Raw genomic sequence first — 12,595 nt, forward strand, 5'->3', positions numbered from 1 at the left:
TCGCGGAGCCGAATACGATCATTCGCCCACCAATAGAGCAAATGATCTTAACGAGGCCATGTCCGGCCGCAAGGAGACAAGGGATGAATCCTCCGCCGACCGCCGCGCCGGTGATCCTCCACATCGGCGCCGGTTCGTTCCATCGCGCGCATCAGGCGTGGTATCTGCACCGCGTCAACGAACAGGCCGCGCCGGATGACCCGGCCAGCCGCTGGTCGCTGGTGGTCGCCAACATCCGCGACGACATGCGCGCGACGATGGATGCGCTGGCCGCGCAACAGGGCCGCTACACGCTCGAGACGGTCACGCCCGACGGCGAGCGCGCCTACGAGACGATCGGCTCGATCGCGCGCGTGCTGCCTTGGTCGATCGACCTCGCCGCGCTGATCGAGGCGGGCGCCGATCCGGCCTGTCGGATCGTCTCGTTCACGGTTACCGAGGGCGGCTACTACCTCGACGAACACAACCGCCTCGACGCCGGCAACCCGGACCTCGCGGCCGACCTGCAGGGCGCGCGCACCACCATCTATGGCGCGCTCGCGGCGCTCCTGGCGGAGCGGCAGGCGCGCGGCGCCGGCCCGCTCACGCTGCAAAGCTGCGATAACCTGCGCAGCAACGGCGCGCGGTTTTGCGCCGGGATGCGCGAATTCCTCGAACGGCGCGGCCTGAACGGCCTGCTCGGCTGGTTCGACGCGCACGTGTCGTGCCCGAGCGCGATGGTCGACCGCATCACGCCGCGCCCGACCCCCGACGTGCGCGAGCGCGTCAAGGCCGCCACCGGCGTGGACGACGCCTGCTCGGTGATGGGCGAAGCGTTCATCCAGTGGGTGATCGAAGACGATTTCGTGGCGGGCCGGCCGCGCTGGGAGCTGGCGGGCGCCGAGCTGGTGGACGACGTCCATCCCTACGAGGAGGCGAAGATCCGCATCCTCAACGCCACCCACAGCTGCATCGCCTGGGCCGGCACGCTCGCGGGCCTGACCTACATCCACGAAGGCACCCACGATCCGGCGATCCGCGCGCTCGCGCATGCCTACGTGAGCGACGACGTGATCGACTCGCTCAGGCCGAGCCCGCTCGATCTCGCGCGCTATCGCGACGTGGTGCTCGAACGCTTCGGCAACCCTTACGTCCTCGACACCAACCAGCGTGTCGCGGCCGACGGCTTCTCGAAGATCCCCGGCTTCATCGCACCGACCTTCGCCGACTGCTTCGCGCGCGGCGCCGAGCCGGTCTCCACCGCGGTGCTGCCGGCGCTGTTCCTGCGCTTCCTGGGCCGCTGGGCGCAAGGCCTGCTGCCCTACGAATACCAGGACGGCGTGATGGACCCGGGCGTCGCGCGCGCGATCGTGGCGGCCGACGATCCGGTCGCCGCGCTGGCCGCCGAGCGCGCGCTGTGGGGCTCGCTGGCCGGCGACGAGCGGCTGGTGCGGGCGCTGCGCGCCGGGCTCGCACGCGTCGACGCCTGGCTCGCGTGAGCGCCCCGCAGGGCGCGCGGCGGCCAAGCCCGGCCCGCTCCGGGTCAACCGGCATTGGCATGGGCCGCGTCGCCCGGCTACATTAGCGACTCTCAGACGACCCACGGCCCGCCCCCACCATGTATCTCGGCATCGATCTCGGCACCTCGGAAGTCAAGGTGCTGCTGCTTTCCCCCGACGGCGCGGTCGTCGGCACGGCGGGTACGCCGTTTAGCGTGTCGCGCCCGCATCCGCGCTGGGCGGAGCAGCATCCGGAAGACTGGTGGCGCGGCACGCGCGAGGCACTCGCCGCGCTGCGCGAACGCCATCCCGCCGCCTATGCGCAGGTGCGCGGCATCGGCCTGTCGGGCCAGATGCACGGCGCGGTGCTGCTCGATCGCAACGACCGCGTGCTGCGCCCCGCCATCCTCTGGAACGACATGCGCAGCGACGAGGAATGCACGGCGCTCACGCGGCGCGCGCCGGACCTGCACCGGCTCGCCGGCAACCTCGCGATGCCCGGCTTCACCGCGCCCAAGCTGATCTGGGTGGCCGCGCACGAACCCGAGACGTTCGCGCAGATCGCTTGCGTGCTGCTGCCGAAGGACTACCTGCGGCTGCAGCTGACCGGCAACCGCGTGTCCGATCCGTCGGACGCGGCCGGCACGCTGTGGCTCGACGTGGCGCGCCGCGACTGGTCGGACGCGCTGCTCGAGGCGGGGGGCATGACGCGCGAGCAGATGCCGCGCGTCGTCGAGGGCAACGCACCGTCCGGCACGCTGCGCGCCGAGGTGGCGCGCGAGCTGGGCCTGCGCGAGGGCATCGTGGTGGCGGGCGGCGGCGGCGACAACGCCACCAGCGCGCTCGGCATCGGCGCGACGCAGCCCGGCGACGGCTTCGTCTCGCTCGGCACCTCGGGGGTGCTCAGCATCGTCGGCGACCGCTTCATGCCCTACCCCGAATCGGCGCTGCACGCGTTCTGCCACGCGATCCCGGACCGCTGGCAGCAGATGAGCGTGGTGCTGTCGGCGGCGAGCTGCCTGCGCTGGGTCTGCAAGCTGACCGGCACCGACGAGCCGACCCTGATCGGCGAGGTCGAGGCGCTCGATCCGGCCGCGCTCGCCGACGCGCCGCTTTTCCTGCCCTACCTGTCGGGCGAGCGCACTCCGCACAACGACCCCTATGCGCAGGGCGTGTTCTACGGCATGACGCACGGCACCGATCGCGCGCGGCTCGGCTACGCGGTGCTGGAGGGCGTGACGCTGGCGCTCGCCGACGGCCACGACGCGCTCGTCGCGGCGGGCTCGGCGGCCGGCTCGCTCGCGCTGATCGGCGGCGGCGCGCGCAGCGCGTACTGGGCCCAGCTGGTGGCCGACGCACTCGACGTGCGCACCCATCAGCTCGGCGGCGGCGCCACCGGCGCGGCGCTCGGCGCGGCGCGGCTCGGCTGGCTCGCCGACGGCGGCGACCCGGCGCAGGTGCTGACGAAGCCGCCGCTGTCGGCCGAGTACGTGCCGGCCGCGGGCCGCCATGCGTGGCTGCGCGAGCGACTCGAGACCTATCGCGCGCTGTATCGCCACGTCCGGCCGCTGTTCGAACCGTCGCGCGCACGCCTCGCCTGACGGCGCCTGCGTTACGATCCGCTCCTTGTCCAGCCGCTCGTCCGACAGTCCACACATCGTGTCCAAATCCTCTGAAAAACTCGATCTCGCGACACGCGCCGCCTGGCTCTACTACGTGGCCGGCAACACCCAGAACGAGATCGCCGAAAAGCTGCGGGTGTCGCGACCGGTCGCGCAGCGGCTGGTCGCGTTCGCGGTCGAGAAGAACCTGATCCGCGTGCGCGTCGATCACGGCGTGGCCGACTGCCTCGATCTGGCCGCGCAGCTCTCGAAGCGCTACGGCCTGTCGATGTGCGAGGTGGTGCCGATCGACTCGGACACCCCGGACGCGGTCGACCGCAAGCTCGCGGTGGCGGGTGCGCAGGTCATGGAGCGTTACCTGAACGAGGAGCGCGCGATGGTGATCGCGGTCAGCAGCGGCCGCACGCTGAAGGCGGCCGTCGCGCAGATCGCGCAGCTCGATCGCCCCCAGCACCGGCTGGTGTCGATGGTGGGCGCGATCGCGCGCGACGGCTCGTCGAACCCCTACGACGTCGCGCAGCACATCTCGGAGAAGACGGGTGGCAAGCACTTCCTGCTGCCGGCGCCGCTCGTCGCCGACAACGACGCCGAACGCGCGCAGTGGTGCAACCACCGGCTCTACCGCATCGTCGAGCAACTGACGGCCGACGCCGACGTGGCGTTCGTCGGGATCGGCAACGTCGGGCCGGACTGTCCGCTGTTCGTGGACGGCTTCCTCACGCCCGACGAGCTGAACGAGATGATGGCGTGCGGCGCGGTGGCCGAGATGGTCGGGTTGCCGATCGACGCGCAAGGCCGGCGCGTGGTCACGCCGTCCACGGCGCGCGTGACGAGCGTGTCGATGGAGGCGCCGCCGCGCCGGCCGACCATCGGCTTCGCGGGCGGGCCGCGCAAGCAGGCCGCCGTGCTGGCCGCGCTGCGCGGCGGCTGGCTGTCGGGACTCGTCACCGACGAGACCTGCGCGCGGGCGGCGCTGGCCGGCTGAGTCCGAACCGGGCCGCCAGGCCGACTGCGCGGCCTACCGCGCAGTCGGCGCTGCCGTGCGCCGCCTCACGCGGCCAGCGCGTGCGGCGAGCGCCGCTCGAACGCGAGGCCGCCGGCGTCGAACAGATGGCAGTGCTCGGGCTGCGCATGCACGCGCAGCATCTCGCCCGGCCGGTGCGTCTCGAGCGGCGCAATCCGCGCGATCATGCCGTCCGGCGCGACCGGCGTTTCGGCGTACAGGTAGGCGGCGTCGCCGAGCGACTCCACCGCCATGGTGCGCACCGACACGCCCGCGCCGTCGGGCGCGGCCCCCACCAGCAGATGCTCGGGGCGGATGCCGACCGTCACCTTGTCGCCGACCTTCAAGGCGCCGGTGCGCACCGCCACGCGCTGCGCCTCGCCGGATTCGAAGCGCACCACCGCCTCGTCGGCCGTCACGGCCTGCGCCACGCCTTCCAGGAAGTTCATCTTCGGCGAGCCGATGAAGCCGGCCACGAAACGGTTGGCCGGCGCGTGGTAGAGCGTGTTGGGCGCGCCCACCTGCTGCACGCTGCCGGCCGACAGCACCACGATCTTGTCGGCCAGCGTCATCGCCTCGACCTGGTCGTGCGTCACGTAGATCATGGTGGTCTTCAGCTCGTCGTGCAGCCGCGCGAACTCGAGGCGCATCTTCACGCGCAGCGCCGCGTCGAGGTTCGACAGCGGTTCGTCGAACAGGAACACCTTCGGCTTGCGCGTGATCGCGCGGCCGATCGCGACGCGCTGGCGCTGGCCGCCCGAGAGCTGCTTCGGCTTGCGGTCGAGCAGATGGTCGATGTGCAGGATCTTCGCGGCGTTGCGCACCGCCGCGTCGATCTCGGGCTTCTTCGCGCCGGCCAGCTTGAGGCCGAACGCCATGTTGTCGTACAGCGTCATGTGCGGATACAGCGCGTAGGACTGGAACACCATCGCGATGCCGCGCTTGGCGCTCGCCAGGTCGTTGACGCGCACGCCGTCGATCAGCAGGTCGCCGCTGGAAATGTCCTCGAGCCCGGCGATCATCCGCATCAGGGTGGACTTGCCGCAGCCGCTCGGGCCGACGAATACCACGAACTCGCCGTCCGCGATGTCGAGGTTGACGTTGCCGAGCACTTCGTTGTCGTCGTAGCGCTTGCCGATGTTGCGCAGAAGCAGGCTTGCCATGATTTGTCTCCGCTTTCCTTACCGCTGATTTCGTGACGCGCCGCGCGGCCGGTGGCGCCGGCGCGGCACGCGATTCGTTTCGCCTACTGCAACGGCACGCTGCCGGTCTCGATCCACTGCGCGGCCAGGCCGGGCAAGGCGTCCATCCGGTCGAACACGCGGCGCGCGCCGACCGCGCGCAGCGCATCGACCTGCGACGGCGAGGCATGGCCGCCGCCGATGAAGCCGATCACGGCCATCCCGGCCGCGGCCGCGGCGGTGATGCCGGTGGCGCTGTCCTCCACCACCAGGCAGTGCTCGGGCGCGAAGCCGAGCGTGTGGGCGGCGGCCAGATAGACGTCGGGCGCGGGCTTGGGCCGTTCAACGCCGTCGGCGCAGAACAGCCGCTCGCCGAAGTAGGGCTTGAGGCCGGTGCGCGTGAGCGCCGCCTCCACATAGGCGCGATTGCTGTTGCTGGCGCAGGCCATCGGCAGCGCGATCGCGGCGAGCGCCGCGTCGATGCCGTCCACGGCCGGCGCGAGCACCGCCGCGCGCTCCACCGCCGCGCGGATCGCCGCGATCTCGGCGCCCGCAAGCGCGCGGCCGACCTGGCCGGCCGCGCGCTCGAGCAGGCACTCGGTGCGCAGCCCGAGCAGCGGCAGCACCACCGGGCGCACGTCCACGCCGGGCCAGCGCGCCTCCAGCTCGCTCACCAGCACGCGCGCGGCCACCGCCTCGCTGTCGATCAGCACGCCGTCGCAATCGCAGATCAGCAGGCGGTCGCGGCCCTCGCCGGCGGGCAGGCGCATGTCGCTCGCGCTCATTTGACCGCTCCGAACGTGAGGCCGCGCACCAGTTGCTTCTGCGACAGCCAGCCGACGATCAGGATCGGCGCCACGGCCAGCAGCGAGGCCGCCGACAGCTTGGCCCAGAACAGCCCCTCGGGGCTCGAGTAGGAGGCGATGAACACGGTCAGCGGCGCGGCGTTCGAGCTCGTCAGGTTGATGCTCCAGAACGCCTCGTTCCACGACAGGATCACCAGCAGCAGCGCGGTGGACGCGAGGCCGGGCAGCGCCATCGGCATCAGCAGGTAGACGATCTCCTGCCAGGTGGTGGCGCCGTCGATGCGGCCCGCCTCCAGGATGTCGCGCGGGATCTCGGCGAAGTAGGTGAAGGTCATCCACACGGCGATCGGCAGGTTGATCAGCGTGTAGACGATGACGAGGCCGCTCACGGTGTCGAGCAGGCCCGAGTTCTTCCAGAGCAGGTAGATCGGCACCAGCACGCCCACCGACGGCATCATCTTGGTGGACAGCATCCACAGCAGCACTTTCTGGGTGCGGCGGTTCGGGAAGAACGCCATCGCGTAGGCGGCCGGCACCGCGAGCAGCAGGCACAGCAGCGTCACGCCGACCGAGACCAGGATCGAGTTCCAGGCGAAGCCGAAATAGTTGCTGCGTGCGAACACCTCGCGGAAGCTGTCGAGCGTCGGCGTGAAGATCAGCGACATCGAGTAGGCCTGCTGCTCGGTCTTGAACGCGGTGATCGCCATCCAGAAGATCGGGAAGAACAGCAGCAGCGCGATCAGCCAGGCGAGCACGCCGGGAATGGCGCGCTTCACGGTGCCGAACGCGCCGCCCGGCGAGCCCGCGGCGCGGTTTGCGGTCAGGTCGCTCATGCTTCGTACTCCCCTTTGAGGTTTTTCGCGAGCATCCTCACCAGGAAGAACGACACGACGTTCGCGAGCACGACGGCGAGGATGCCGCCCGCCGAGGCAAGGCCCACGTCGAACTGCTGCAGGCCGAGCGCATAGATCAGGTAGGACAGGTTGGTGGTGGCGTTGCCGGGGCCGCCGCCGGTGGTGGTGTAGATCTCGGCGAAGATCGACAGCAGGAAGATGGTTTCCATCATCACCACCACGGCGATCGCGCGCTTGAGGTGCGGCAGCGTGATGTAGAAGAACATCGCGAACGGTCCGGCGCCGTCGATGCGCGCGGCCTCCTTCTGCTCCTGGTCGAGCGACTGGATCGCGGTAAACAGGATCAGGAACGCGAACGGCAGCCATTGCCAGGCGACGATCATGATCACGGCGCTCAGCGGGTAGTCGGCGAACCAGTCGATCGGCGTCATGCCGAGCCCGCGCATCAGGTGGGCGATCAGGCCGTAGACCGGGTTCAGGATCATGTTCTTCCAGATCAGCGCCGAGACGGTGGGCATCACGAAGAACGGCGCGATCGCGAGCAGGCGCGCGATGCCCTGCCCATAGAACTTGCGGTCGAACAGCACGGCCATCAGCACGCCGCCGACCACGGTGATCGCGAGCACCGCCACGATCAGCACCAGCGTATGCCAGATCGCGGGCAGGAACGACGGGTCGGTGGCCAGATAGCGGTAGTTGTCGAGGCCGGTGAAGCCCTTCTCGTCCGGATTGAGCAGGTTGTAGCGCCGGAACGAATACCAGATCGTCATCGCGAGCGGGATCGACATCCACAGCAGCAGCACCGCCACCGACGGCGCGACGAGCCAGCGGGCGGGCTTGCCGCGCGAGGACGCGGCGGAGGCGGGAGACGAATCGGTCATGGGCGCCGGATGATGTAGGGGAAGACGTAAGTGACGCATGCTCGGACCTCCTGAAACTGGCGCACCCGCATGCCGCGCGGCAGCGCGTGCGCCTTGCGGCGAGGCGACCCGCGCCTGGCCGGCACGGGTCGCGCGACTGGCCCGGCTTACTTCTTGTAGCCGGCCTGACGGACCGCGCGGTCGGCCGCGGCCTGGCCCGCGGCGAGCGCCTGGTCGACCGTCATCTGGCCGGCCAACGCGCCCGCGATCGACTGGCCGACGACCGTGCCGAACGACTGGAATTCAGGAATCCCGACGTATTGCACGCCCGTGTACGGCACCTTCTTCAGCGACGGATCGTTGACGTCGGCCGTCTCGATCGCCTTCAGCACGAAGTCCGAGAACGGCGCGGCGGCCTTGTACTCGGGGCGCGCGTAGGTGGACTGGCGCGTGCCCGGCGGCACCGAGGCCCAGCCCTCGTCCTTGGCCACCGCCTCCACGTACTGCTTCGAGGTCGCCCAGGTGATGAACTTCCTGGCGGCGTCCTGCTGCTTGGACGTCTTGGGGATCGCCAGCGCCCAGGCCCACAGCCAGTGCGAACCCTTCGGCGTGACGGCCACCGGCGCGGCCGCGAAGCCGATCTTGTCGGCCACCTGCGATTGCTGCTTGTTGTAGAGCATGCCGGCCGCCACCGTGGCGTCGATCCACATCGCGCACTTGCCCGAGGCGGTCAGCGTCAGGTTCTCGTTGAAGCCGTTCGAGCTCGCTCCCGGGGGGCCGTCGGCCTTCAGCAGGTCCACGTAGAAGGTGACCGCCTTCTTCCACTCCGGCGAGGTGAGCTGGGCGTTCCAGTTCTCGTCGAACCAGCGGCCGCCGAAGGTGTTCACCACGGTCGACACGTAGGCCATGTTCTCGCCCCAGCCGGCCTTGCCGCGCAGGCAGATGCCGTAGACGCCGTTGGCCTTGTCGGTCAGCTTGTCGGCGAACTGCCGGATCTGGTCGTAAGTCGGCTGGGCCGGCATCGTCAGGCCCTTGGCTGCGAACAGGTCCTTGCGGTAGTAGGTCATCGAGCTCTCGACGTAGAACGGCAGCGCGTAGAGCTGGCCGTTGTACGAGAGGCTGTCGCGCGCCGTCTTCACGACGTCGTTCAGATCGTAGTCGGCGGGCAGGCCCGTCATCGGCGAGAGCCAGCCGCGCCTGCCCCATTGCGGCGCCTCGTAGGTGCCGATCGCCATCACGTCGAACTGGCCGCTGCCGGTGGTGATGTCGGTGGTGGCGCGCTGGCGCAGCACGTTCTCTTCCAGAATCACCCAGTTCAGCTTGATGTCCGGGTTGGCCTTCTCGAACGCCGGCGAGAGCTTCTTCAGCTCGATCATGTCGGGGTTGTTCAGCGTGGCGATCGTCAGCGTGGCCGCCTGCGCGGCCAGCGCCGACGACGCGAGCGCGGCGCCCGCGAGGATTCGCGTGGCGGCGGCGATGAGCGTCGGTCGTTGCATGGCATGTCTCCTGTGTTATCGGCTTGTCGTCTGGGGTCTGTCCATCGTGATGCGGGCGCCGCGCGGTGGTGCGCGCGCCTTACCCGCCTTGCTGCATCCCGCACGCGCGAGCATAGCGGGCAATCGTGTGGCGGATCCGGAAGCGGACCCAGGCGGCCGGATCGTCGCCGAGCGCGTGCGCGCGCCGCGCCTCGTAGACGTCGGGCAGCCACTGCGCGAGCAGCGTCTCGGGCGGCGCGCGGCGCGCCAGGTTGGCGAACAGGCGCGCGACCGCGGCGGCCACCGCCGGCTGCAGCCAGTAGTAGCGGATCCGGTCGCTGTAGCTGAACTGGCGCGCGAGCCGCTGCGCGGCGGCGTCGCCGCGGTAGTAGGGCGCCCAGTGCTCGGGGCGCGCGAGCATCGCCTCGTCCACCACGTCGCGCAGCCGCGAGCGCTGAGGCTCGTCGAACAGCGCGTCCTCGACGAAGCTCAAGGCGAACAGCGCCTCGCGCAGCGCGAAGGTCAGGCCGGGGCCGACCTTCAGAATCGCGAAATGGTCGCGCACCAGCGCGGCGAGCGCGGCCTCGGTCTGGTAGTCGGTCGAGTGCGCCTCGAACACGAAGCGCGGCACCTCGAGGATGCTGGCGGCCAGCGCCTCGGCCCGGGCCGGCGCGTAGTCGAGCACCCGGCGTTCGTCGAAATCGACGCCGGGCTGCGCCACCACCGCCACCGTGCGGGCCCAGGCCGCTTCGAGGCCGTAGCGCGCGAACGCGTCCTCATGGGCGTCGAGCGTGGCGCGGATCGCCTCGGCGCGCGTCACCCTGATATGCGACATCGGGCCGGCGCCACCGTCGGCCTCGCCGCCTGCTTCGCCGCCCGCTTCGCCGCCCGGCACCGGCACCTCGGTACCCACCACGTAGACGGGCGCCGTGCCGGCCGCCTCGGCCGCGGCCTCGGCCGCCGCGCAGAGCTGCGCGGCGCGCTCGGCCACGAGCGTGTCGGTGAGCGGTGCGGCGTCGTCGGCGCAGGCCATGCTGGCGTCGAGATGGATCTTGGTGAAGCCGGCCGCCACGTAGGCGGCCACCATCGCCGCCGCCTCCCGCATCGCCTCCTTGGCGCGCAGGTGGCGCCACGGGTTCGGGCCGAGGTGATCGCCGCCCAGCACCAGCGCGTCGAGCGAAAAGCCCGTGCGCACGGCGAGCGCCTCCACGTCGCGGCGGAAATCGGCCGGCGTGGCGCCGGTGTAGCCGCCCCGATGGTTGACCTGGTTGCAGGTCGCCTCGATCAGCAGCGGCGAGCCGTCGTCGCGCGCGGCCTCGAAGGCCGCCTCCAGCACCAGCGCATGCGCGCTGCAGACCGAATAGATGCCGCGCCGCGCGCCGGCGCGATTGGCATCGAAGATCGCGCCGAGGGTGCGGCCGGCATCGGCCGCCGGCTGCGCGTCGCGGCGTTCGCTGCGTTGGCTGCATTCGGCGGCGGGGCTCAGGCCGGGCATGCCACCCCCCGGCGGGCCAGGAATTCGACGATCTCGGCGGGCGAGCTGTTGCCCTCCATCGGCCCGAGCCTGGCCACCGCCAGCGCACCGGCCGCGTTGGCGCGCGACAGCGCCGCGTCGATCGGCCAGCCCTGGATCAGGCTCGCCACCAGCGTGCCGCCGAAGCAGTCGCCGGCGCCGGTCGGATCGAGCTCGGTGGTCTCGTAGCCGCCGATCTCGAGCCGGCCCTCGCGGTCGAACGCGGCGCTGCCGGCCGCGCCGCGCTTGAGCACCACGCGCTCCAGCAGCGGCCGCGTGGCGAGCAGCCCGGCGATCGCGCGCTCGGCCGGCTGCGGGCCGCAGAAGAACGGCAGGTCGGCCTCGCTCGGCAGGAACAGATGGCAGGCGTCGAGCAGTTCCTCCAGCGCGGCGCGCATCGGCCCGAACGCGGCCAGCATCTCGGCGCGCACGTTCGGATCGAACGAGATCCTGGCGCCCGCGCGCGCGGCCTCGCTCACGCCGCGCTTGACCGCGGCGATCGCGTTCTCGCTCGTCAGCGACGAGCCCATCACATGGTAATAGCGGCAGCCCTCGAACAGCTCGGACCCGATGTCGGCCGCCTCGAGCAGCGCCGAGGCGCTGCCGTCGATGCTGTAGACGAACTGGCGGCTGCCGTCGTCGCGGTAGGCCACGAACGCGAGCCCGGTGGGACGCGCCACGCGGCGGATCGCGCCGGTGCTCACGCCGTGCGAATCGAGCCGCGCCACGATCGCGTCGCCGAACGCATCGCGTCCCACGCAGCCCGCGTAGGCCACCGACACGCCCATGCGCGCCGCCTGATCGGCGAAGATCGCCGGCGCGCCGCTCGGAAACGGGCCGCTGAATTCGCCCGGCGCGGCGAAGCCCTGGCCGCGCTGCGCGGCGACGAATTCGGCGAGCAGTTCGCCCGCGACGACGAGCTCGGCCATGGCGTCAGCTCATCCAGTTGCCGCCGTCGACATTGAGCGTCTGGGCGGTGATGTAGTCGGCGTCGGCCGAGGCAAGGAACAGCGCGGCGCCCGTCAGGTCGGCGGGCAGGCCCATGCGGCCGAGCGGCACCGCCTCGCCCACCAGGCGCTTCTTCTCGCCGAGCGGACGGTTCTCGTAGCGCGCGAACAGGGCATCCACCTGCTCCCACATCGGCGTGTCCACCACGCCCGGCGCGATGCCGTTGACGTTGATCCGGTGCGGCGCGAGCGCCAGCGCGGCCGATTGCGTGTAGCTGAGCACGGCGGCCTTGGTCGCGCAGTAGTGCGAGACCAGCGCCTCGCCGCGCCGGCCGGCCTGCGACGACATGTTGACGATCTTGCCGCCGCGGCCCTGCTCGACCATCCGCTGCGCGACCGCCTGCATCAGGAAGAACATGCCCTTCACGTTGACCGAGAACAGGCGGTCGAAGATGTCCCAGGATTCGTCGAGCAGCGGGCGCATGTCGAACAGCGCCGCGTTGTTGAACAGGATGTCGATGCCGCCGAAGCGCTCGACCGCCGTGGCGACGATGCGCGCGATGTCCTCGCGCCGCGTCACGTCCGCGGTGAGCGCGATCGCGCGCTCGGGGTGCTCGGCGATCAACGCCGCCAGCGAGCCGCCCGCCGGCTTCAGATCGACCAGCACGCAGCGCGCGCCCTCTTCCAGATATCGCTGCGCGACCGCTTCGCCGATGCCGCTGGCGGCGCCCGTCAGGATCGCGACCTTGTCCTGCAATCTCACTGGCTGTCTCCGATTCGTTATCCGTCTGTGATCCGGTATTGACTGAGCTAACGCTCATTAAACGATCATTTGCTCAGATTGCGATCGAATAAT

11 protein-coding genes are annotated in these 12,595 nt (G+C 70.8%); 3 read left to right on the top strand and 8 right to left on the bottom strand.

What is annotated here, in order from left to right; translation table 11 throughout:
- Window positions 1-83: 83 nt before the first annotated feature.
- The 3 genes from dalD (at window position 84) to KS03_RS14495 (ending at window position 4,085) form a co-directional block, all read left to right on the top strand.
- On the top strand, window positions 84-1,478 hold the full coding sequence (dalD, locus tag KS03_RS14485; protein ID WP_015876860.1) for a D-arabinitol 4-dehydrogenase: 1,395 nt from the start codon (window positions 84-86) through the stop codon (window positions 1,476-1,478).
- A 119-nt stretch (window positions 1,479-1,597) separates the two neighbouring features.
- Window positions 1,598-3,079 (top strand): xylulokinase, encoded by a 1,482-nt coding sequence (xylB, locus tag KS03_RS14490; RefSeq protein ID WP_015876861.1) that lies wholly within the window; start codon window positions 1,598-1,600, stop codon window positions 3,077-3,079.
- Between the two features lie 58 nt (window positions 3,080-3,137).
- Window positions 3,138-4,085, top strand: coding sequence for a sugar-binding transcriptional regulator (locus KS03_RS14495; protein WP_015876862.1), 948 nt, complete (start codon window positions 3,138-3,140; stop codon window positions 4,083-4,085).
- Window positions 4,086-4,150: 65 nt separating this feature from the next.
- On the opposite strand, the gene KS03_RS14500 is transcribed toward KS03_RS14495, so the two are convergent.
- The 8 genes from KS03_RS14500 to KS03_RS14535 all read right to left on the bottom strand — a co-directional run bounded on the left by KS03_RS14500 (window position 4,151) and on the right by KS03_RS14535 (window position 12,502).
- A complete protein-coding gene (locus tag KS03_RS14500; protein ID WP_015876863.1) occupies window positions 4,151-5,266 on the bottom strand; it encodes an ABC transporter ATP-binding protein in 1,116 nt (371 codons plus the stop codon).
- An 83-nt stretch (window positions 5,267-5,349) separates the two neighbouring features.
- Complete coding sequence (locus KS03_RS14505; protein WP_015876864.1) at window positions 5,350-6,069, bottom strand: HAD family hydrolase; 720 nt, start codon at window positions 6,067-6,069, stop codon at window positions 5,350-5,352.
- On the bottom strand, window positions 6,066-6,923 hold the full coding sequence (locus KS03_RS14510) for a carbohydrate ABC transporter permease (RefSeq protein ID WP_015876865.1): 858 nt from the start codon (window positions 6,921-6,923) through the stop codon (window positions 6,066-6,068). Before KS03_RS14510 ends, KS03_RS14505 begins: the two co-directional genes overlap by 4 nt.
- Entirely contained in the window at window positions 6,920-7,864 is a 945-nt protein-coding gene (locus KS03_RS14515) for a carbohydrate ABC transporter permease (RefSeq protein ID WP_015876866.1), read from the bottom strand. The genes KS03_RS14510 and KS03_RS14515 overlap by 4 nt, the downstream gene beginning before the upstream one ends.
- Window positions 7,865-7,971: 107 nt before the next feature.
- Window positions 7,972-9,300, bottom strand: a complete 1,329-nt coding sequence (locus KS03_RS14520; RefSeq protein ID WP_015876867.1) for an ABC transporter substrate-binding protein — start codon at window positions 9,298-9,300, stop codon at window positions 7,972-7,974.
- 79 nt (window positions 9,301-9,379) lie between these two features.
- A complete protein-coding gene (locus KS03_RS14525) occupies window positions 9,380-10,774 on the bottom strand; it encodes a D-tagatose-bisphosphate aldolase, class II, non-catalytic subunit (protein WP_015876868.1) in 1,395 nt (464 codons plus the stop codon).
- Window positions 10,762-11,721, bottom strand: coding sequence for a sugar kinase (locus tag KS03_RS14530; RefSeq protein WP_015876869.1), 960 nt, complete (start codon window positions 11,719-11,721; stop codon window positions 10,762-10,764). Before KS03_RS14530 ends, KS03_RS14525 begins: the two co-directional genes overlap by 13 nt.
- Window positions 11,722-11,725: 4 nt before the next feature.
- Entirely contained in the window at window positions 11,726-12,502 is a 777-nt protein-coding gene (locus KS03_RS14535) for an L-iditol 2-dehydrogenase (RefSeq protein ID WP_015876870.1), read from the bottom strand.
- Window positions 12,503-12,595: the final 93 nt, after the last annotated feature.

It is taken from the genome of Burkholderia glumae LMG 2196 = ATCC 33617, from assembly GCF_000960995.1.
GTDB classification, from domain to species: domain Bacteria; phylum Pseudomonadota; class Gammaproteobacteria; order Burkholderiales; family Burkholderiaceae; genus Burkholderia; species Burkholderia glumae.